The following is a 20,715-nucleotide window of genomic DNA, read 5'->3' on the forward strand; positions in this document are numbered from 1 at the left end:
CCACATGCCCCGGAAGGGTGGTGACCGCCGCCGTGGACCGGCGCATCGCCGTCGTCACCGCCGTGCACGCCCCGTCGGCCGGATTCCTCGCCGAGGCGTACAAGTCCCTTTGCGCGCAGGAGCTGTTGCCGGGCTGGTCGTGGCACTGGGTGATCCAGGAGGACGGCGCGACGGACGAGGTCCGCGGCCAGGTCCCCGACGACGCTCGCGTGACCTTCCGGCAGGGCCGGCCGGGCGGCCCCGGTGTCGCCCGCACGATGGCGCTCGCCCGTGCCGAGGGCCCGTACGTGAAGATCCTCGACGCCGACGACCTGCTTCCGGCCGGCGCGCTGGCCCGCGATCTGGCGGTGCTGGAAGGCGATCCGGAGATCGGGTGGACGACGTCGCGGGCGCTGGACCTGCTGCCGGACGGCTCGACGGCCGGCTTCCCGGGCGACCCGGACGAGGGCCCGATCGAGCGGGGCGCCGTGCTCGACTTCTGGACGGCGAACGACCACCGTGCCCAGGTGCACCCGGCCACGCTCTGCGTCCGCCGGGACCTGCTGCTGGCCCTCGGCGGGTGGATGGCCCTGCCGGCCTCCGAGGACACCGGCCTGCTGCTCGCACTGAACGCCGTGAGCCGGGGCTGGTTCTCCCGCGAGGTGGGCCTGCTCTACCGCAAGTGGGAGGGGCAGGTGACGGGCCAGGCGGCGCACGTGGACCCGGCCGAGCGCGAGGCGCGCATGGCCGTGGTGGAGGCGCGGGCGAGAGCCCTCGCGGACTTCCGCCTGCGCCCTCCGCTCACGGACTGACCGCCCCGCCCTCGCCGCCGGCCGCGGCCAGCCACCGGGCCACCTGGCGCACCGTGGTCTCGTCGAGCCGCTCCACGAGCGCCTGTACGGCCGTGTGGTCGTCGGACGTGAGGTCGTAGCGGCCCGCCTTGTTCAGGCCGGCCATGAGCACCTGCCGCTTGCGGGCGTCCATGCGCTCCGACAGCCTGCTCGGCTCCTCGGGGCCCGCGGACGGCTGCGGCGCCGGTGCGGCGGCGGGCGCGGCCGACACGTCGAAGCGCTGCCATCCGCCGTCCTTGGGACCCCACAGGCTCACCACGAGGGTGCCGCCGCGCGCCCGCACGGTGTGCGCCATCTCGCCGAGCGCGTACTGCACGGGCCCGCGGTGGGGCGACTCGGCGCAGACCTGCCAGGAACCCGAGGAGGACCCGTGGAACAGCGCGACCCAGCGGGGGTCCCCGGTCGGCTGCGGACTGGGGGGAGGTGTCGTCGTCGCCACTGCGCATCGCCCTTCACTCACCCGTTTGGAAGCCGGACAGCAGGGGACGATAACTGACGGTCCGTCAGATATCCAGAAGCAGGGTCGAGGAGGTCGGGATGACCGGGCTCGAGGACGCGGGGGCGCTCAGGAAGGGCCATGCGGCTCGCGCGCACAGTGCCTACGACCGCGCCGTGGCGACGTGCGGGTACGCCGGCGTGGACCCGGCCGCCGCCGAACTGGTGCCGACGACTCCCGCCGGGCGCGCCGCGGGCGCCCTGCGCCTGTCCGCGCGCTCCCTCGACGCGCTCGCCACGGGCACCCCCGACCCGGCGGCCGACGCCCGCTGCGCGCGGAACGCCGCCGCCACCGCGGCACTTGCCGCGCAGGTGGCCGACGCGAACGACGGCCGCGAGGCCGGTCACCGGGCCCTGCGCGCGGCCCTCACCGCCTCGCAGGCGGCCGCGGCGGCGGCAGGTGGGTCCGCGGCGGGACGGGACGCGTCCCTGAACGCCGCCGCCGACGACGCCGAGGAGCGCGCGGTCGCCGCGGCGCACGAGGCGGGATGGGGCGTCAGTTGTTCCAGGACTCGTCGTACGGGTCCTTCGGGGTCGGGACCGGCTTCGACGACGTGACGCGGAGATACGGGATCGGGCCGCCGTTCACGGGGTCCTTGGTCTGCCGGGCGGTGTAGCTCCCCTTCACCTGGAGCCACTTGTCCGGCTGGAGCACCGGGGGGATCGTGCCCGTCAGGGCGATCTTCACCGGCTGGGCGTCCGCGGCACAGCAGTTGAGGGCCATCCGCACCAGGTAGGGGTGGCCCGCCTGGTCCAGGGCGACGAAACCGGTGACCTCGACCTGGCGGCCCCCGATGGAACGGCCGTGGTCGTAGACCGCGCGGGTCGCGTAGTCGACCACGTTGAGGGGCAGCGGGTTCGAGGCGGGCAGGGCGTTGTAGCCGAACGGCTTTTGCAGCGCCGTACCGGTGCGCATCGCGCTGTACGAGCCGAGGGCCGGCGGGGCGACCAGGATGAGGGCGAGGAGGGGGAGGGCGAGAAGCCACGCGACGCGGGGTTCGCGGTGGGCGTGACCGTGACCGTCGTCCTCGTGCCCTTCTCCGTGACCGTGACCGTCGTCCACGTGTCCTTCTCCGTGGCCGGTCCTGGCGCGGCCCCGCCACTCGTACCAGACCGTCGCCAGCGCCGCCGCGATCAGCACCGCGCCCGACAGCAGCAGCAGCGGCTGCAGTCCTGCCTTCACGTAGCGCAGATAGAGGTTGGTGAAGCCCGCGTGCAGCAGGGCCGCGCCGAGCAGGAACAGGACCGCCGCCTGTGCCTGGCGGTTCACAGGAGCACCGCCCCGGTCAGGACCGCGCCCGCGATCGCGAGGACGAAGGTGGCGGGCGCGAACCGCAGGGCGAAGCCGCGGCCGAACGTGCCCGTCTGCATCGCGAACAGCTTCAGGTCGATCATCGGGCCGACGACCAGGAACGCCAGCTTGGCCGTGAGCGAGAACTGGGTGAGTGACGCCGCCACGAACGCGTCCGCCTCCGAGCAGATCGACAGCAGTACGGCGAGGACGGCCAGGGCCAGGATCGCGACCAGCGGGTTGTCCGCCGCCGTGCGCAGCCAGCTCGCCGGGGCGACCGCCTTCAGGGTCGCCGCGGCCATCGCGCCGATGACCAGGAAGCCGCCCGCGTGCATCACGTCGTGGCGTACCGAGCCCCAGAACGCGGCGCCCTTGCCCTGGCCCTCGTGGTGCGGGCGCTCCGGCGGGCGCAGCCAGTCGGTGCGGCCCAGGCGCTGCCACAGCCAGCCCATCACACAGGCCACCAGCAGGCTCGCGACGAAGCGGGCGAGGACCATCTCCGGGTTACGGGGGAAGGCGACCGCGGTCGCCGTCAGCACGATCGGGTTGATCGCCGGGGCGGAGAGGAGGAAGGCCAGCGCCGCGGCCGGGGTGACGCCCCGCCGGACCAGCGCCCCGGCGACCGGCACGGACGCGCACTCGCAGCCCGGCAGGATCGCGCCCGCCACTCCGGCGACCGGGACCGCCAGCGCGGGCCGCTTCGGCAGCGCGCGGGCGAAGAACGACGCCGGCACGAACACGGCGATGGCCGCGGAGAGCAGCACGCCGAGCACGAGGAAGGGCAGCGCCTGGACGAGCACGGCCACGAACACCGTCATCCAGCTCTGCATGACGGGCGCGGAGAGCGCGCCGCGGATGGGGCCCTGGAGCACCACCAGCACCAGGAGCAGCACGATCAGGGCGAGGGACTTGGTGTCGGCGGACTTCGACTCGGCTGACTTCGTGTCGGCGGTGGTGTCGGCAGTAGCGGCGGGCCCGGTGCCGGGTGATCGTGTGTCCGGGCTGCCGGCCACCGGTTCGTGGCTGTCCGCCGTCGGCGGGGCTGCTTTGGTGATGGCCACGTGCGAGGTACCTCCGGTGGTACGGAAGGGTGCTGGTTTCCCTCCCCTCCAGTACGCCGGAAGAGAGACCGTTGTTCAGTCGCTTCTGGAACCACCCGTCTCTTTGGGGCAGTCTTTCCCCTCGTGGCGAGCGTTCCGAATCAAGGGCAGCCGGGCGATGACGGGTCCGCGCACATGGTCGTGTGCGGCGACGACGGGCTGGCGCACAGACTCGCCGCCGAACTGCGGGGTGTCTACGGCGAACAGGTCACCCTCGTCGTACCGCCCTCCGAGCGCGGTGTGCGCACGCCGGTGGTCGGGCGGGCCCGGGCGACGACGGCGGCGCTGCTCGACCGGGTGGTGAACGCGACCGTCAACCGCGCGAGCGGCGCCACCGCCGAACCCGTGGGAACCGCCCAGCTCATGGCGGCCGCCGAGCCGACCGAGGAGGCGCTCGGCGCGGCGGGCGTGGAGCGGGCCACCGCACTGGCGCTCGTGTACGACGACGACGAGACCAACATCCGCGCCGCCCTCACCGCCCGCCGGCTCAACCCCAGGCTGCGGCTGGTCCTGCGGCTCTACAACCGGAGGCTCGGCCAGCACATCGAGGAACTCCTCGACCAGGCCGCCGCGTTGGCCACGGGCAACGGCGACGGCTCCGGCTCCGACGCCTCCACGACCGTGCTGTCCGACGCCGACACGGCCGCGCCGGCGCTCGTCGCCACCGCCGTCGCGGGCACCAGCAAGGTCGTCCAGACCGACGGGCTGCTGCTGCGGGCGGTGGAACGGACGCCGATGGTCGGGCAGTTGGCCCAGCCGGGACTGGCCACGCTCGCGCTGCTGTCCGCGGACAGCGCCGAGAACGGCGCGGAGCAGGGCCCGGATCTGCTGCCCGACGGGGCGGCGGTGCGGGCCGCGACCGGCCGCGGGACCGTCGTCCTCGAGCAGGTCTCCTACGCCGGTCCCGAACTGCCGCCCGCCCGCGGGGGCGTGGCGTTCGCGTCGCTGTTCTCGCGCCGGCTGCGCTGGTCGCTGGCCGGCCTCGTGGGCTGCGTGCTCGCGCTCGCGGTGGCCCTGTGGGTGGTGACGGGGATGCATCCGCTGCACGCCTTCTATCTGACGCTGCTCGACCTGTTCGCCATCGACGACCCCGCGATCGGCGCCTCCGTCGGGCGGCAGATCCTGCAACTCCTGTCCGGGCTCACGGGGTTGCTGCTGCTGCCGGTCCTGCTGGCCGCGGTGCTGGAGGCGCTGGGCACCTTCCGCACCACGTCCGCGCTGCGCAAGCCCCCGCGGGGGCTGGGCGGGCATGTGGTGCTCCTCGGCCTCGGCAAGATCGGCACGCGCGTGCTGACGCGGCTGCGCGAACTGCGCATCCCCGTGGTGTGCGTCGAGTCCGACCCCGAGGCACGGGGCCTGGCGACCGCGCGGCGGCTGCGGGTGCCGGTGGTGCTCGGGGACGTCACCCAGGAAGGCGTCCTGGAGGCGGCCAAGATCCACCGGGCGCACGCGCTGCTCGCGGTGACCAGCGCGGACACCACCAACCTCGAAGCCGCGCTCTACGCCCGGTCCGTGCGGCCGGATCTGCGGGTCGTCCTGCGGCTGTACGACGACGACTTCGCGACCGCCGTGTACCGGACCCTGCGCGCCGCCCACCCGCGGGCCTCCACCCGGAGCCGCAGCGTGTCCCATCTGGCGGCGCCCGCGTTCGCCGGGGCGATGATGGGGCGCCAGATCCTGGGCGCCATCCCGGTGGAGCGGCGGGTGTTGCTGTTCGCCGCGGTGAACGTGGGCGGGCACGCGCAGCTGGAGGGGAAGACGGTCGCGGAGGCGTTCCGGCCGGGGGCCTGGCGGGTGCTGGCCCTCGACACGGGTGTCTCCGGCGGCCGGCGGGGGGAGCCGGCCGTGGAGGAGGCGTACGAGGATCTGCCGGGGTCGGGGCTGGTGTGGGATCTGCCCGACTCGTATGTGCTGCGGGGATCGGACAGGGTGGTGCTGGCGGCCACCCGGACGGGGCTGGCCGAGCTGCTGGGGCGGCGTCCGCGGGACCGCGCCGGGGCCTGACGGGCCCGGCGCCGGACGGGCTGAGGAACCGCCCGCCCGGCGCGGGGATGTCACCCCAGGTGCCGCTCCGCGAACTCCAGTTCAAGCCGTACCTGCTTGATCCGCTCGTCCACGACCAGTGAGCCGTGGCCGGCGTCGTAGCGGTAGACCTCGTGGACCGCCCCGCGGGCCTCCAGGCGCTTGACGTAGTTCTCGATCTGGCGGATGGGGCAGCGCGGGTCGTTGACGCCCGCCGAGATGTAGACCGGGGCCCTGACCTCGTCGACGTAGGTCAGCGGGGAGGACGCCTCGAAGCGGTCGGGGACCTCCTCCGGGGTGCCGCCCATCAGGGTGCGGTCCATGGCCTTCAGGGCTTCCATCTCGTCGTGGTACGCCGTGACGTAGTCGGCGACCGGGACCGCGGCGATGCCCAGGGTCCAGGCGTCCGGCTGGGCGCCGATGCCGAGGAGGGTGAGGTAGCCGCCCCAGGAACCGCCGGTCAGGATCAGTCGGGCGGGGTCGGCGAGACCCGAGCCCACCGCCCACTCGCGGACCGCCGCGATGTCCTCGAGTTCGATGAGGCCGACGCGGTGCTTGAGCGCGTCGGTCCAGGCCCGGCCGTAGCCCGTGGAGCCGCGGTAGTTGACGCGGATCACCGCGTACCCGTGGTCGATCCAGGCCGCCGGGCCCGCGGCGAAGGCGTCGCTGTCGTGCCAGGTCGGGCCGCCGTGGATGTCGAAGACGGTGGGCAGCGGGCCGGTGGCGCCCGCCGGCTTCTGCACCAGGGCGTGGATGCGGCCGCCGGGGCCCTCCACCCAGACGTCCTCCACGGGCACCGAGCCCGGCGACTTCATGCCCGGCGGGTCGAGGACGACCTTGCCCGTCGTCGAGCGGACCGCCGACGGCTCGGCGGCCGAGGACCACAGGTACTCCACGCTGCCGTCGGGGCGTGCCGTCGCGCCGGAGACCGAGCCGGGCGGGGTGGGGACCTTCTCCAGGGTCCCGCCGGCCAGGTCGTAGCGGAACATCTCGCTGCGGGCCTCGAAGCTGTGCACGATGAGCAGGCCGGTGCCGTCCGGGTACCACTCGGCGCTCACGTCGCCGGGCAGGTCCAGGCCCAGGTCGGTCTCCTCGCCGGTGGCCGTGTCCCACACCATCGGCTCCCAGCGGCCGCGGCGCTGGTGGCCGACGAGCAGACGGGTGTCGCCGTCGACGGGTGCGAAGCCCAGGACCTCCAGGCCCAGCTCCTCCTTGCCGCCCTCGGTGTCGTCCAGCTCGGCGACCGCGGTGCCGTCGAGGCGCACGACGCGCAGGGCGGAGTGCATCGCGTCGCCGTGCTCCGTGTGCTCGATCGCGATCAGCTCGCCGTCGTGGGAGAGGTCGCCGACGCCCGCCGACTCGCGGTGGCGGTAGATCTCCACCGGGTCCTCGCCCGTGCGCGAGAGGTGGATCGTCGTGCCGTCCTCGTCGGTGGAGCGGCCGACGACCGCCGTACGGCCGTCCCGGGCGAGGGCCAGGCCGGCCGGGTAGGAGGCCTCGAGGCCCTGCGCCGCGAGCTCGTTCTCCCCGCCGGTGAACGGCTGCCGGCGCCAGACGCCGAACTCGTCGCCATCCTTGTCGTCGAACCACCAGATCCATGCGCCGTCCGGGGTGAGCACACCGTCCGTCGTGCCGTTCGGCCGGTCGGTCACCTGGCGGCGCTCGCCCGTCGACCGGTCCCAGGCGTACAGCTCGTACGTCCCCGTCGCGTTCGACACGAACAGTGAGCGGTCCGGTGCGTCCTCCGCCCAGTCGGGCAGCGACACCCGCGGCGCCCGGAAGCGCTTCTCCCAGTCCGGCATGTCCTCTTTCCGCTCCGGCGCGGCGGACCCGTTGCTCTCAGTCATGTCCCCATACTGCCTGCTCCCGGTGACCCTGTGCGGGCGGGATCCTCAGCCTGTGGACAACTTCTACCGCTCCCTTACCCGGCCCCTTCCGGCCGCGCCCGCGAACCATCCCCGATCAGGGTGTTTGCCCAGCTCAGATCCGATTGTCAGTGGCGGGGTGCAGACTTCTCGGCATGACCGATCTGCGCAAGACAGTCGAGAGGTTCTGGGCCGCCGCCGCGGCCCGGGACTGGAGCGCCTTCGCGGACACCCTGGCCGAGGACGTCGTCTACACCCTGCCGCAGACGCGTGAGCGGATCACCGGCAGGCAGCGGTACGTGGAGTTCAACCGCGAGTATCCGGGCGACTGGCGCCTGAGGATCGAGCGCATCGTCGCCGAGCCCGGCCAGGTGGTGAGCTGGATCCACTTCACGGTCGGGCTGGAGGAGATGTACGGGATCTCGTTCTTCACCGGTGCGGACCGGATCACGTCCATAACCGACTTCTGGCCGGAGCCGTACGAACCCCCGGCCGGCCGGGACCACCTCACCGAGCGGTACTGACCCCGCGGCGGGCCCCCGTTCGTCGGCGCCGTACCTTTGAAGGCGTGTACCGGTTTCTGCTGACGTCCCGCTGGTGGGGGATCAACGTCTTCGTGCTGCTCGCCATCCCCTTCTGCATCTTCATGGGGTCCTGGCAGCTGAGCCGGTTCGAGGGCCGCGTGCAGGACCACCGCGACGCGACCCAGCGGGTCACCACGGACCGGCACGAAGCGGCCCGCCCGCTGCGGGAGCTGCTGCCCGTGGACAAGGCGACGTCCGGCAGACAGGCCACCGCGACCGGGCGGTACGGCAAGCAGCTGCTGGTCCCGGACCGCGACCTCGACGGCAAGCGCGGCTACTACGTCCTGACGCTGCTGCGCACCGACGGCGGCAAGGCCCTGCCCGTGGTGCGGGGCTGGCTGCCGGGTTCCGCCGGCACCGCGAAGGCGCCCGCCGCGCCCACCGGAGAAGTCACCGTCACCGGCGCGCTCCAGGCGTCCGAGACGCCCGGGGACGACGGGGTCAGCGCCCAGGGCGGTCTGCCGGCCGGGCAGACCGGGGCGATCAGCTCGGCGGCGCTGGTGAACCTCGTGCCGTACGACGTCTACGACGCCTGGATCACGCTGGACAAGGCCGACAGCGGGATGACCGCCGTGCCGGCCAAGGCGCCCACGGACTCCGGCCTCGACCTGAAGGCGTTCCAGAACCTCGGCTACACCGGCGAGTGGTTCGTCTTCGCCGGTTTCGTGGTGTTCATGTGGTTCCGGCTGCTGCGTCGCGAGGTCGAGTTCGCACGGGACGCGGAGATGGGTCTGGTGGCGGAGGAAGACGAGAGCGTGACCGTCTGACGCCGGTGGGGGGGCGCGGGCCCCCGGCCGGAGGCAGCCCCCCGGCCACGCCTGCCGGCTCACGCCCCCGCCAGCACCCCGGTGAAGTAGACCGTCCCCGCGCACGCGTTGGTCACGTTCGCCGAGACCGTGGGCGAGCCCGCCTCGGTCGTGTGGGACACGATCACACTGCCGTCCGCCGTGCCGTCCTCCCGCATCATCTGCGTGGTGACGCCGCTGTCGGTGCCGGTGCCGGCGGTGCCGGCGGTGCTGCCGGTGTCGCCGGTCGGGGTCGGCGTGGCGCTGGGACCGCCGTCGGTGGTACCACCGCTGCCGCCCGTGCTGGGGCAGGCCGCAGAGGGGACGAAGGCGAACTTCTCCTCGTAGGCCGCGCCCGGCTGCAGCAGCAGCCCGGTGACCTCGGTGGAGGGGTCGGGCAGGCCGGCCGCCGCGTCCCCGGCCACGTGCCGCTGCGCGCCGATCTTGGTGGCGTCCGCGGCGCCCTGCGCGAGCACGCTGACGCTTCCGGCCCCGCCCACGCTGCACGCGGAGGTGGAGATGTTGACGACGCGGAAGGTGCCGTAGACCGTGCCCGCGGAGTCGGGGGCGTCCATGGACTGGGTGGCCGAGCCGAGCTGTTCCGCGGTGCACACCGGGGTGCCCGCCGCACTGGTGGCCGCCGGGCCGGTCCCCGCGCCGCTGCCCGTGCCGGGCGTGCTGCCCTTGCCCTTGCCGTCGCCCTTCGAGGTGCCCTTGCCCTTGTCCTGCGACTTGCCGGAGCTGCCTCCGGCAGTGCTCTCACTGCCGTCGGCTTTTCCCTGGCTCGCGCCGCCCTGGGCCTGCGAGGCCTGGCCGGCGACGGACGGGTTGACGTCGGAGCCCGTGGCGCCCGAGACGTGCAGCAGGGCCGGGACGGCCGTGCCGATGAACAGCGCGGCTGCCGCCATGCCGACGGCGGCCTGCCGCTTGCGGGCCCGCCGTGCGGGCACCGCCCGCCGCAGATGGTCCAGGGTGCCGTCACGCGGCTCGACCGTCTGCACCGCCTGCTGCAACATCCTGCGCAGGGCCTGTTCGTCCGAGTCGAGCCCGTCCTCGAGGCTCTGGTCGTCGCGGCCGTGGTTCACAGTTCCGTTCCCAGCGTGCGATGGCGAGTGCTCTTGCTCGTGCGTTGTTGTCGGCTCATGCCAGGCGAAAGGTTCGTGTCGGTCATGGGAGTCGGGCCCCTCGGCGTCCTTGTTCATGCCGGCGCCTCCATCGCGATCCGGAGGGCCGCGATGCCGCGGGAGCCGTACGCCTTCACCGAACCCAGCGATATCCCGAGCGACTCGGCGACCTGCGCCTCGGTCATGTCCGCGAAGTAGCGCAGCACCAGGACCTCGCGCTGACGGCGCTGCAGTCCCTTCATGGCCTTGATGAGGGAGTCGCGCTCCAGCTGGTCGTAGGCCCCCTCCTCGGCGCTCGCCATGTCGGGCATCGGCTTGGAGAGCAGCTTCAGGCCCAGGATGCGGCGGCGCAAGGCGGAGCGGGAAAGATTGACGACCGTCTGACGCAGGTACGCGAGCGTCTTCTCGGGGTCGCGGACGCGTTTGCGTGCCGAGTGCACGCGGATGAAGGCCTCCTGGACGACGTCCTCGCAGGAGGCGGTGTCGTCGAGCAGGAGGGCGGCGAGTCCCAGCAGCGAGCGGTAGTGCGCGCGGTAGGTCTCGGTGAGGTGGTCGACGGTGGTACCGGCCGCCGCGACGTCCTCGGCGCCTTCGCGCTGATTCGGGATGCGGGTGGGCCGCGCTGCGGGCATGGGCGCGATCACCGGCATGCCGCCGGGCGCGCCGGGCATGCGGGGTCGTAGGGACGGACGGGGCGGCCGCAGGGCCGTGCCGCGCGTCGCCGCAGAGAAGTCGAGTACCTCAGCCACGCCAGTTGGACACGCTCACCCCCGTCAGGGTTGTACGTGCCGGGCATCACTTCTGCGTCACATGGCGCCACCGGCTGTCTCGCGTCAGGCAGCACCCCCGACCGTGCGTCAAACGCCCTCATGCCTACCCGCTCTTCCCCTGTGTCCTGAATGTTCGAGACGTCCCCACGTCCCGTCGCGCATCCCCGCACCCCTGAAGGGCGTTCGCAAAGACGCTCCCCGCCCTCCGCGCGGTTGCGGAGGGCGGGGAGGAAAATCTTCGGATGCCACAGGGCTCCGGGGCAAGTGGTACGGACCATTTCCCCAGCGCTCGGGCAGCCCATAAATCCTACAAAGCAAACCGGCCACTGCCAGGGCTTTTCCGCCGGCAGACCCTCGCTCCGGGATGTGTTGCACGTAACACGTCACACCATGGGAGCGCGCCCACCGCCTCGAGTGTCACACGAACTCGGTGGCCACCAGCTCCGCGATCTGGGCGGTGTTGAGGGCGGCGCCCTTGCGCAGGTTGTCGCCGCAGACGAAGAGCTCGAGGGCCGTCGGGTCGTCGAGCGCGCGCCGCACCCGGCCCACCCAGGTGGGGTCGGTGCCCACCACGTCGGCGGGTGTGGGGAACTCGCCGGCGGCCGGGTCGTCGCACAGGACGACACCGGGGGCCGTGGCGAGGATCTCGCGGGCGCCGTCGACGGTGACCTCGCCCTGGAAGCGGGCGTGGACGGTGAGGGAGTGCGTGGTGACCACCGGCACCCGTACGCAGGTGACCGCCACGGGGAGGTCGGGCAGGCCGAGGATCTTGCGGGACTCGTCCCGGACCTTCATCTCCTCCGAGGACCAGCCGTCCTCACGCAGCGAGCCGGCCCACGGCACGACGTTCAGCGCGACCGGCTCCGGGAAGGGCCCGGTGTCGTCGCCCACGGCCCGCCGTACGTCACCGGGATGGGTCCCGAGCTCCGTGCCGGCGACCAGCGACAGCTGCCGGCGCAGCGTCTCGACCCCGGCGCGCCCCGCCCCGCTCACCGCCTGGTACGAGGAGACCACCAGCTCGCGCAGCCCGAACTCGGCGTGCAGCGCGCCCATGGCCACGATCATGGAGAGGGTCGTGCAGTTGGGGTTGGCGATGATCCCGCGGGGCCGCAGACGCGCCTTGTGCGGATTGACCTCGGGCACCACGAGCGGCACCTCCGGGTCCATCCGGAAGGCGCCCGAGTTGTCCACCACCACCGCGCCCTTGGCGGCGGCGACGGGTGCCCAGTGCGCGGAGACCTCGTCGGGCACGTCGAACATGGCGACGTCGACCCCGTCGAGGGCCTCCTCCGTCAGGGCCACGACCTCGACCTCCTCGCCGCGCACGGCCAGCTTGCGGCCGGCCGAGCGCGGCGAGGCGATCAGACGGATCTCGCCCCAGATGTCCGCGTGCTGGGACAGGATCTGGAGCATGACCGTGCCGACGGCCCCGGTCGCGCCCACGACCGCCAGCGTCGGTCGCACGGATCCCTGTCCCGCCATCAGCGTCCTGTGCCTCCGTAGACGACCGCCTCGGCGGTGTCGGAGTCGAGGCCGAAGGCGGAGTGCACGGCGCGGACGGCCTCGGGCACGTCGTCGGCGCGGGTGACGACCGAGATGCGGATCTCGGAGGTCGAGATCAGCTCGATGTTCACGCCGGCGTCGCTGAGCGCCTCGAAGAAGGACGCGGTGACACCCGGGTTGGTCTTCATGCCGGCGCCGACGAGCGAGATCTTGCCGATCTGGTCGTCGTAGCGCAGCGAGTCGAAGCCGATGGCCGTCTTCGCCCGCTCCAGGGCGTCGATGGCCTTGCGGCCCTCGGTCTTGGGGAGGGTGAAGGAGATGTCCGTCAGCCCGGTGGAGGCGGCGGACACGTTCTGCACGACCATGTCGATGTTGATCTCCGCGTCCGCGATGGCGCGGAAGATCGAGGCGGCCTCGCCCGGCTTGTCCGGAACGCCGACGACCGTCACCTTGGCCTCGGAGGTGTCGTGAGCGACACCGGAGATGATGGCCTGCTCCACCTTCTGTTCCCCTTGCTGCTGTGACTTCTGAACGGGTGGCGTGCTGCTGACCCAGGTGCCCTGCAGCCCGGAGAAGGACGAGCGCACGTGGATCGGGATGTTGTAACGGCGGGCGTACTCCACACAGCGGTGGAGCAGCACCTTGGAGCCGGAGGCGGCGAGCTCCAGCATGTCCTCGAAGGCGATCCAGTCGATCTTCTGCGCCTTCTTCACCACGCGCGGGTCGGCGGTGAACACGCCGTCCACGTCGGTGTAGATCTCGCACACCTCGGCGTCGAGGGCGGCGGCCAGCGCGACGGCGGTGGTGTCCGAGCCACCGCGACCGAGGGTCGTGATGTCCTTCTTGTCCTGGCTGACGCCCTGGAAGCCGGCGACGATGGCGATGTTGCCCGCGTCCACCGAGTCACGGATCCGGCCGGGCGTGACGTCGATGATCCGGGCTTTGTTGTGGACCGAGTCGGTGATGACGCCTGCCTGGCTGCCGGTGAACGACTGGGCCTCGTGGCCCAGGTTCTTGATCGCCATGGCCAGCAGCGCCATGGAGATCCGCTCTCCGGCGGTCAGCAGCATGTCGAACTCACGGCCGGCCGGCATCGGGGATACCTGCTCGGCGAGATCGATCAGCTCGTCCGTAGTGTCGCCCATCGCGGAAACGACCACGACCACCTGGTGGCCGTTCTTCTTCGCTTCCACGATCCGCTTGGCGACGCGCTTGATGCCCTCGGCATCGGCTACGGAGGAGCCTCCGTACTTCTGCACGACAAGGCCCACGTGCGCTCCTCGTTCCGTCTCTTTGTCCGCAGATACGCATATGTACTGCGGTCGGCTCAGTCTATCGAGCGCCCGAAATCGACCTTGCCGGAACCACATGGTGAGATCCGGCGCTCCAGCACGGTCCCTGCCCCCGTAGCCCGTGAACAGTCCGCAAAGTGGGCCAGGTCACCCTTTGGGGCTCTGCGTGACCGCGCGCTGACCTAAGGTCGCGCCATGACGGACGTACTGCTGACGGGGATCGTCCTGCTCGGCTCCTGCGTGCAGTGGCTGACCGGCATGGGCTTCGCGCTGGTCACCGTGCCCGCGCTCATGCTGCTGCTCGGACCGGCCGGGGCCGTCGTGCTCGCCAACTGCGTGTCGGGGGCCATCTGCGTCGTCGGTCTGGCCGGCGGCTGGCGGCGGGTCCGCCCCGGCGCGATGGTGCCGCTGTGCCTGGCGGCGGCGTGCACGGTGCCGGCGGGAGCCTGGCTGACCCGCCAACTCCCCCAGCCCGTACTGCTGCTGGTGATGGGCGCACTGGTGACGGTCGCCGTGCTGCTGGTCCTGCGGGGTGCCCGGGTACCCGCGCTGCGCGGCACCAGGGGGGCGGTCGCGGCGGGCGCGGTGGGCGGCTTCATGAACTCGGCGGCGGGCGTGGGCGGCCCGCCGATCTCGCTCTACGCCCTCAACGCGGGCTGGACGGTACGGGAGTTCGTACCCAACGCGCAGTTCTACGGCGTCGTCGTCAACGCCTTCTCGCTGGCCGCGAACGGCCTGCCGCAGCTGACCGGCGCCCGCTGGGGCTGGGTCGTCGCCGCGATGACGGTGGGCGCGGTGGCCGGCCGGGCGCTCGCCGAGCGCATCCCCGAGAAGCAGGCCCGCCTGCTGGTGCTGACGCTGGCCCTGACAGGCGGTGTCACGGCGCTCGGGAAGGGCGTGTGGGGGCTGTGACCGAGGCCGTCCCCGAACCCCGGGGAAGGCATCGGGCTCACTGGCCCGTCCGCATCCCCAGCGGCCCCCCGATCTCCTCCTGCATCACCCTGCCGGCCTCGAACTCCAGCGTCTCGTCGCCCATGCCCTGGTCGGTGTCCAGGCCGTCCAGTTCCTCCAGGGGCTGGTTGAGGCGGACGTGGGCGACCACCGACTGCAGGGCGCGCAGGGTCGCCGAGGCCGTCGAGCCCCAGTTGGAGAAGTAGGAGAACTGCCACCACCACAGGGCCTCCGTGGTGCGGCCCGCGCGGTAGTGGGCCATGCCGTGGCGCAGGTCGGTGATGACGTCGGTGAGGTCGTCGGAGATGCGCGCCGGGACCGGGGCCGTGCGCGGCTCGTAGGGGTCGAAGACCTCCGAGTAGACGTCGACCGGGTCCAGCAGCCGGGCGAGGTTCTCGCGGAGCTCGTCGACGTCGGCGTCGGGACCCGTGTCCGGCTCGTAGCGCTCGTCGGGAAGGATGTCCTCGTGCGCGCCGAGGCGGCCGCCGGCCAGCAGCAGCTGGGAGACCTCCAGGAGGAGGAAGGGGACGGCCGAGTCGGGTTCGTCGCCCTTGGCCACCTCCCGCACGGCTACGAGAAAGCTCTCCACCTGGTCCGCGATCTGAACCGCGAAGTCGTCCGGGTCCGGGGACGTGGCGTGCAGCTTGGCGTCAGACATCTAGGAGTCGTCTCCCCTCGAAGGCGCGGCCGAGGGTCACCTCGTCCGCGTATTCCAGGTCACCGCCCACCGGGAGGCCGCTGGCCAGGCGGGTGACCTTGAGGCCCATGGGTTTGATCATCCGGGCGAGGTAGGTCGCGGTGGCCTCGCCCTCCAGATTCGGGTCCGTGGCCAGGATCAGTTCCGTGACCGTACCGTCGGCCAACCGCGCGAGAAGTTCTCGTATACGCAGGTCGTCCGGTCCGACACCCTCGATCGGGCTGATCGCTCCGCCCAGGACGTGGTAGCGGCCCCGGAACTCACGGGTGCGCTCGACGGCGACCACGTCCTTCGGCTCCTCCACCACACAGATGACGGCGGGGTCGCGACGCGTGTCGCGGCAGATGTTGCACAGCTCCTCCTGCGCGACGTTGCCGCAGGTCGCGCAGAACCTGACCTTCGCCTTGACCTCCATCAGGGCCTGCGCGAGCCGCCGTACGTCCGTCGGTTCCGCCTGGAGGATGTGGAAGGCGATCCGCTGCGCGCTCTTGGGACCGACGCCGGGCAGCCGCCCCAGTTCGTCGATGAGGTCCTGGACCACGCCTTCGTACAACGGAGTGCCGCCCTTCCTGGGGTTCCTTCAGTACGTACGGTAGTTGGCCGGGACCCGTCTTAGAAAGGCAGACCCGGGATACCGCTGCCGCCGCCCATGCCCTGGGCGAGCGGGCCGAGCTTCTGCTGCTGCAGGGTCTGGGCGTTCTCGTTCGCCGCCTGGACCGCCGCGACGATCAGGTCCGCGAGGGTGTCGGTGTCCTCGGGGTCGACCGCCTTGGGGTCGATCTTCAGTGCGCGCAGCTCGCCGGAGCCGGTGACGGTAGCCCGCACCAGGCCGCCGCCCGCCTGTCCGTCGACCTCCGTCTGCGCCAGCTCCTCCTGTGCCCTCTGCAGGTCCTGCTGCATCTTCTGGGCCTGCTGGAGCAGCTGCTGCATATTGGGCTGGCCACCACCGGGAATCACGATCAGCTCCTGGTTTCGTACGGCTTCGTCGGCGAGGTTTTCCCGCCTGGCACGAGCCTACGTGGTCCGGGCAGCCATCGCCCCGGCACTCTTTCGAGTGAGCCCGAGCCGAGTCCTATACCTGATCAAGGCACACTTCCGGGCGGAAAAGAGGTGAATCCATGGGCTTCGCCACCCATTGGGCGGTAGGAAGGGTCGGGCACATCAGCATCAGGTGTCACGCTACGTGATCGGTCGTGATCAGAAGGAGTGCGGGTGGGTCAGCCGGAGATGCAGCCCGAGGGTCCGCCTCAGGACGGGCGGGGCGAGGGTGCCGCCGGGCTCCGGCCGGGCGATCTGACCGGGCGCGCGTTCCCGCTCGGCGACTGGGGCGAGCCGGCCGAGCGGCTGCACGAGCTGTACCGGTGGGTGGAGCACGGGGCGCTCGAGACGGCCGCCTGGTATCTCGCGGACCGGGGGTGGAAGCGGCGGGGTGCCCGGGTGCTGCGCACGGGGGCCGCGCTGGGCGCCGCCGCCGGGGCCGCGCTGCCGCTGCTGGATCTGACCGGGGCGGCCGCCGGGCTCGCCACGTGGGGGTATCTGGCGCTGCTGCTCGCGGTGACCTGCGTGGCCGTCGACCGCTACTTCGGCGTGACCTCCGGCTGGATAAGGGACGTGGCGACCGCGCAGGCCGTGCAGCGCCGGCTCCAGGTGCTCCAGTTCGACTGGGCCTCGGAGAGCGTGCGTGAGGTGCTGGGCCCCGCGGAGGGGACGGCGAGCGAGGCCGCCGAGCGGTGCCTGGGAATCCTGCGGCGCTTCTCCGAGGACGTGACCGAGCTGGTCCGCACGGAGACGGCCGACTGGATGGTGGAGTTCCGCACGGGCTCGGCGCCCATGGGCATCCAGTCCGCGGGCGGCGGCGCAGGCCGCCAGGAGATCGGCGGCGCACACGGCCGCTTCCCGCTGCCGCCGGGGACGGCCGCCCGCCCGAACATGCCCCGCCAGCGCCCGCCCGAGCCGAGGTGACGGACGGATCGGCCGGCGGCTACGACTGCGGGGCCGGGAAGGCGACCGGGCTGCGCAGGCCCTGGGCGTTCACCGCCCGCACGCCGAAGAACACGTTGTCCTTCGACAGGTCCGCCTCGAAGGTGGTGACGTCGCCCGCCGGGATCACATGGGTCCACTCCGGCGCGGTCGTCTCGCGCCACACGACCTCGTAGCCCGCGAGGTCCGGCTCCGTGCCCCGGGGCCACACCAGCTGCGTGGAGTTGGTCAGGGCGGAGGTCACGATCTTCACGCCCTTCGGCGTGCCCGGCGCCTGCGCCAGGGTCCACAGGGCGGCGGCGTTCACCCTCGCCACCCGGGCGACGAAGCCGAAGTCGCAGAACTGCGGCAGGTCGCCGTACTGCTTGCCGTCCTCGACGCGGACGTCCTGGTGCTGGTGGGCGAAGTCCTCGGCCGGCTCGGTGAAGCGGGCGGCCGGGTAGGCGCGTTCCAGGAAGGGGATGTGGTCGCCGCCGCGGAGGTAGCGGTCGCGGCGGTAGATCACGCGGACGTGCATGCCGGTGGCGTCGTTGTCGGCCACGTCCCTGACGAAACGGGCCAGTTGGCGGGTCACGGAGTCGTTCTCGCCGCCCACAGACCTGCGGATCGCGGCCTGTTCGGGGGTCTCCGAGGTGGGCACGCCCTCCGCGAACAGACGGATCGTGTACCGGTCCTTCGTGCCGTCGTCGGCGGTGGAGCTGCCGACGATGTCGTTGGTGAACATGCCCTGGACGTCCGTCCCCGCGGCCTTCAACTGCTGGGCCAGGTAGGTCGATCCGTACAGTCCCTGCTCCTCGCCCGCCACCGCCGCGAACACGATCGTGGAGGCCGGGCGGCGTCGCGCCATCACCCGCGCCAGCTCCAGTACGACGGCCACCCCGGAGGCGTCGTCGTCCGCGCCCGGTGCGTCGGAGGTGGCGTTCATGACGTCGGTGACCCGGGAGTCGTAGTGCCCGGAGACGACGTACACCCGCTCCGGCGTCACCGAGCCGCGGAGGGTCGCGACCACGTTGGTGATCTTCGTGGCGACCGGGATGCGGGAGGCCGGTTCCTGGACGTACGACTGGAGTTCGGCCGTCATCCGGCCGCCCGAGACGGCGGCGCAGGAACGCAGCTCGGCGAGGAGCCAGTCGCGGGCCGCACCGATCCCGCGCTCGGGATCGTCCTGGACGGAGAGGGTGTGACGGGTGCCGAAGGAGACGAGTCTGCGGACGGTCGCCTCGATCCGGGCGGGGTCCAACTCCTTGAGCAGCGCACGGAGTTCGCGCGAAGGATGCTGCGCCGTGGCCGGTGGCCTGCCGCCCTGCGCGGCCGCTTCGGCGGGGCCCGCCGGCCCCAGTGCCGCCGCGCTCGCCGCCGCCGTCGCGGTCAGGACCGTTCTCCTGGTGGGACGCATGTGCCCTCCCCTGGCTGCCGATACCGACGCTTCCCCATGGTCATGGACACGCCACTGAGGCACAAGGGAGGCGACCGCCGGCCGTGGTGAGCGCGGTGGACGGAACCGGCCGCCGAGGTCACTGCCTGGTGTACGTCAGCTTCTCGCCGTTGCTGACGGTCTCGCGCTGGAGGCTGCCGTCCGGCTGCAGGGTGATCTCGGTGGCACCGCCCGGCTTGCAGTAGCCCGGGTCGCCGCTCATCACGGTGGACGGGCCGACCTCCAGGGCGCCGCCGCTGCCCGGCGCGCCGGTCAGCTGGGCCTGGAAGACGCAGTGGTAACTGCCGCTGCTGGTGGGCCCGTCGGCGACGAGGGACATGACGGTGTCACCCACCCCGCCCTGCTGGATGGTGAGTTGGCGGGTGTTGTCACCGTCGGCGTTGGTGATGGTGGTGCTCCAGGTGCCGAGGTAGCCGGCCGGTATCACGCCGCCCGAGGGCGCGGCGGTGGTGGGCTGCGCGCTCGTCGGGTCCGGCCCGGAAGTCGTCGGCCCGGACGTCCGGGGCGCGCTGGTGGACGGACCCGGGCTCGGCTTGTTGTCGGCCTTGTCGCCACCGCCGCTCATGAGGGCGTAGACCGAGCCGCCGGCACCGAGGGCGACGATCAGGGCGACGCCGACCAGCAGCGCGGTGGAGCGGGTGCTCCTGCGCGGCGGCTCCGGAGGGGCGGGCGCCGTCGGGCCGGAGTACGGCGGGCCGTAGGGCGGGGTGGAACCGAGAGCGCCGTACTGGCCCGCCTGCTGGGGATACCCGTAGGCGCCGGGCTGCTGGGGGTAGCCGTAGCCGGGCTGCTGCGGGGGATGGTGCTGCGGATATCCGTAGACCGGGTGGCCGGCCGGGGGCGTCTGGGCGGGGGCGGGCGGCTGGGTGCCCGGGACCATCGTCGGCAGGTGGTTCAGCGGCGCCCCGCCCGTGGGCTGTCCCGGTGGCGGCGGCGTGGCGGGCGTGTCCAGGCCCGGCTGCGGCGAGGCGTCGGCGGCGGGGGCGTGCTCCGGGGTGGCCGCGGGCGCCGGCTTCTGCAGGGAGATCTCGCCCGACTGCTCGGGGTTCTCCGTGTCCAGCAACTGCACGGCGTGCCGCCCGAGTTGGGCGACCAGCGCGCTGGGCAGCCACGGGTCCTTCGACCGCCCGCCCAGCACGGTGTCCTCGGCGCCCGTGCGCTCCAGCACCTGGTTCAGCGTCGGGCGGGCCGCCGGGTCCTTCTTCAGGCAGTCCCGTACGAGGTCGGCGATGCCCTCGGGCACCCCCTCCAGATCGGGGTCCTCCTGGGCGATGCGGAACATCAGCGCGTGCACACCGCTGTTGGCGGTGCCGAAGGGGAGGGCGCCGGTCGCCGCGTAGGCCAGCACCGAGCCCAGGCAGAAGATGTCGCACGCGGGCGTGATCCGGTCGCCCCGCACCTGCTCGGGCGCCATGAACCCGGGCGAGCCGACGAGCGCGCCCGTCCGCGTCAGCCCGCCGTCCGTCACGGTCTCCAGGGCGCGCGCGATGCCGAAGTCGATGACCCGCGGCCCGTCGATGGTGACGAGCACGTTGGACGGCTTGAGGTCGCGGTGGATGATCCCGGCGGCATGGATGTCCTTCAGCGCGTGCGAGAGCCCGGCCGCGAGGATGCGCACCGACCGCTCGGGCAGCGCCCCGTGGTCGTGCCCGACCACCTGCTGCAGGCTCGGCCCGGCGACGTACCCGGTGGCGACCCAGGGCACGGCGGCCTCGGTGTCGGCGTCGAGGACGGGCGCCGTCCAGTGCCCGCCGACCTGCCGCGCGGCCTGCACCTCCTGCCGGAACCGGGCGCGGAACTCCTCCTGCGCCGCCAGTTCCTCGCGCACCAGCTTGACCGCGACCGTGCGGCCGCGCTCCGACCGGGCGAGATAGACGTTGCCCATCCCGCCCGCACCGAGCCGCGCCAGCAGCCGGTACGCGCCGATCCGCTGCGGATCCCCCGCCCCGAGCTTCTCCATCGCAGGCCCCCCGAAATCCCCCGATACGCCC

The 20,715-nt window shown here is 72.6% G+C and carries 20 protein-coding genes; 7 read left to right on the top strand and 13 right to left on the bottom strand.

The genetic code is table 11. The features are described from left to right. Positions 1 to 20: 20 nt before the first annotated feature. The gene (locus ACIBN2_RS26170) at positions 21 to 791 is read left to right on the top strand and encodes a glycosyltransferase family 2 protein (protein WP_399137715.1); all 771 of its coding nucleotides are present in this window, start codon (positions 21 to 23) and stop codon (positions 789 to 791) included. Here the strand turns inward: ACIBN2_RS26170 and ACIBN2_RS26175 are convergent. Next, entirely contained in the window at positions 781 to 1,269 is a 489-nt protein-coding gene (locus ACIBN2_RS26175) for a hypothetical protein (RefSeq protein WP_399137717.1), read from the bottom strand. The genes ACIBN2_RS26170 and ACIBN2_RS26175 overlap by 11 nt on opposite strands. 98 nt (positions 1,270 to 1,367) lie before the next feature. Between ACIBN2_RS26175 and ACIBN2_RS26180 the strand changes: the two genes are divergently transcribed. Further along, positions 1,368 to 1,883: a hypothetical protein gene (locus ACIBN2_RS26180; protein ID WP_399137718.1), complete on the top strand. Its 516-nt coding sequence runs from the start codon at positions 1,368 to 1,370 to the stop codon at positions 1,881 to 1,883. Here the strand turns inward: ACIBN2_RS26180 and ACIBN2_RS26185 are convergent. Together ACIBN2_RS26185 and ACIBN2_RS26190 are read right to left on the bottom strand one after the other, a co-directional pair. After that, positions 1,822 to 2,595, bottom strand: a complete 774-nt coding sequence (locus ACIBN2_RS26185; RefSeq protein WP_399137720.1) for a TIGR03943 family putative permease subunit — start codon at positions 2,593 to 2,595, stop codon at positions 1,822 to 1,824. The genes ACIBN2_RS26180 and ACIBN2_RS26185 overlap by 62 nt on opposite strands. Then, complete coding sequence (locus tag ACIBN2_RS26190) at positions 2,592 to 3,677, bottom strand: permease (RefSeq protein ID WP_399137721.1); 1,086 nt, start codon at positions 3,675 to 3,677, stop codon at positions 2,592 to 2,594. The genes ACIBN2_RS26185 and ACIBN2_RS26190 overlap by 4 nt, the downstream gene beginning before the upstream one ends. Before the next feature lie 174 nt (positions 3,678 to 3,851). On the opposite strand from ACIBN2_RS26190, the gene ACIBN2_RS26195 reads away from it, so the two are divergent. Beyond that, positions 3,852 to 5,720, top strand: coding sequence for an NAD-binding protein (locus tag ACIBN2_RS26195; RefSeq protein WP_399138227.1), 1,869 nt, complete (start codon positions 3,852 to 3,854; stop codon positions 5,718 to 5,720). Positions 5,721 to 5,770: 50 nt separating this feature from the next. Here the strand turns inward: ACIBN2_RS26195 and ACIBN2_RS26200 are convergent, their stop codons facing one another. Then, positions 5,771 to 7,585: a prolyl oligopeptidase family serine peptidase gene (locus ACIBN2_RS26200; RefSeq protein ID WP_399137723.1), complete on the bottom strand. Its 1,815-nt coding sequence runs from the start codon at positions 7,583 to 7,585 to the stop codon at positions 5,771 to 5,773. Positions 7,586 to 7,758: 173 nt separating this feature from the next. Here ACIBN2_RS26200 and ACIBN2_RS26205 point away from each other — a divergent pair, with 173 nt between their 5' ends. Together ACIBN2_RS26205 and ACIBN2_RS26210 are read left to right on the top strand one after the other, a co-directional pair. Beyond that, entirely contained in the window at positions 7,759 to 8,127 is a 369-nt protein-coding gene (locus ACIBN2_RS26205; RefSeq protein ID WP_399137724.1) for a nuclear transport factor 2 family protein, read from the top strand. A gap of 44 nt (positions 8,128 to 8,171) precedes the next feature. Continuing rightward, a complete protein-coding gene (locus tag ACIBN2_RS26210; RefSeq protein ID WP_399137726.1) occupies positions 8,172 to 8,954 on the top strand; it encodes an SURF1 family protein in 783 nt (260 codons plus the stop codon). 59 nt (positions 8,955 to 9,013) lie between these two features. Here the strand turns inward: ACIBN2_RS26210 and ACIBN2_RS26215 are convergent, their stop codons facing one another. The 4 genes from ACIBN2_RS26215 to ACIBN2_RS26230 all read right to left on the bottom strand — a co-directional run bounded on the left by ACIBN2_RS26215 (position 9,014) and on the right by ACIBN2_RS26230 (position 13,640). Continuing rightward, a complete protein-coding gene (locus tag ACIBN2_RS26215; protein ID WP_399137728.1) occupies positions 9,014 to 10,057 on the bottom strand; it encodes a hypothetical protein in 1,044 nt (347 codons plus the stop codon). Between the two features lie 113 nt (positions 10,058 to 10,170). Further along, positions 10,171 to 10,746: a SigE family RNA polymerase sigma factor gene (locus ACIBN2_RS26220; RefSeq protein WP_384256550.1), complete on the bottom strand. Its 576-nt coding sequence runs from the start codon at positions 10,744 to 10,746 to the stop codon at positions 10,171 to 10,173. Positions 10,747 to 11,283: 537 nt separating this feature from the next. After that, positions 11,284 to 12,348 (bottom strand): aspartate-semialdehyde dehydrogenase, encoded by a 1,065-nt coding sequence (locus tag ACIBN2_RS26225; RefSeq protein WP_399137730.1) that lies wholly within the window; start codon positions 12,346 to 12,348, stop codon positions 11,284 to 11,286. Beyond that, on the bottom strand, positions 12,348 to 13,640 hold the full coding sequence (locus ACIBN2_RS26230) for an aspartate kinase (RefSeq protein WP_399137732.1): 1,293 nt from the start codon (positions 13,638 to 13,640) through the stop codon (positions 12,348 to 12,350). The genes ACIBN2_RS26225 and ACIBN2_RS26230 overlap by 1 nt, the downstream gene beginning before the upstream one ends. Positions 13,641 to 13,856: 216 nt before the next feature. Between ACIBN2_RS26230 and ACIBN2_RS26235 the strand changes: the two genes are divergently transcribed. Further along, a complete protein-coding gene (locus ACIBN2_RS26235) occupies positions 13,857 to 14,573 on the top strand; it encodes a sulfite exporter TauE/SafE family protein (RefSeq protein WP_399137734.1) in 717 nt (238 codons plus the stop codon). Positions 14,574 to 14,610: 37 nt separating this feature from the next. Here the strand turns inward: ACIBN2_RS26235 and ACIBN2_RS26240 are convergent, their stop codons facing one another. The 3 genes from ACIBN2_RS26240 to ACIBN2_RS26250 are packed head-to-tail and all read right to left on the bottom strand — an operon-like array spanning position 14,611 to position 16,266. Next, positions 14,611 to 15,270: a DUF5063 domain-containing protein gene (locus tag ACIBN2_RS26240; protein WP_399137736.1), complete on the bottom strand. Its 660-nt coding sequence runs from the start codon at positions 15,268 to 15,270 to the stop codon at positions 14,611 to 14,613. After that, positions 15,263 to 15,862 carry a recombination mediator RecR gene (gene recR / locus ACIBN2_RS26245; protein WP_383831218.1) on the bottom strand — a complete coding sequence of 200 codons (600 nt, stop codon included), beginning with the start codon at positions 15,860 to 15,862 and terminating at the stop codon, positions 15,263 to 15,265. The genes ACIBN2_RS26240 and recR overlap by 8 nt, the downstream gene beginning before the upstream one ends. A gap of 59 nt (positions 15,863 to 15,921) precedes the next feature. Next, positions 15,922 to 16,266: a YbaB/EbfC family nucleoid-associated protein gene (locus tag ACIBN2_RS26250; protein WP_393867336.1), complete on the bottom strand. Its 345-nt coding sequence runs from the start codon at positions 16,264 to 16,266 to the stop codon at positions 15,922 to 15,924. A 255-nt stretch (positions 16,267 to 16,521) separates the two neighbouring features. Here ACIBN2_RS26250 and ACIBN2_RS26255 point away from each other — a divergent pair, with 255 nt between their 5' ends. Next, positions 16,522 to 17,271: an SLATT domain-containing protein gene (locus ACIBN2_RS26255; protein WP_399137737.1), complete on the top strand. Its 750-nt coding sequence runs from the start codon at positions 16,522 to 16,524 to the stop codon at positions 17,269 to 17,271. A gap of 19 nt (positions 17,272 to 17,290) precedes the next feature. On the opposite strand, the gene ACIBN2_RS26260 is transcribed toward ACIBN2_RS26255, so the two are convergent. Beyond that, entirely contained in the window at positions 17,291 to 18,685 is a 1,395-nt protein-coding gene (locus ACIBN2_RS26260) for a M20/M25/M40 family metallo-hydrolase (RefSeq protein ID WP_399137739.1), read from the bottom strand. Positions 18,686 to 18,803: 118 nt separating this feature from the next. After that, entirely contained in the window at positions 18,804 to 20,684 is a 1,881-nt protein-coding gene (locus ACIBN2_RS26265) for a protein kinase (RefSeq protein ID WP_399137741.1), read from the bottom strand. Positions 20,685 to 20,715 lie beyond the last annotated feature (31 nt).

Source organism: Streptomyces sp. NPDC050534 (assembly GCF_044457745.1).
Classification (GTDB): domain Bacteria; phylum Actinomycetota; class Actinomycetes; order Streptomycetales; family Streptomycetaceae; genus Streptomyces.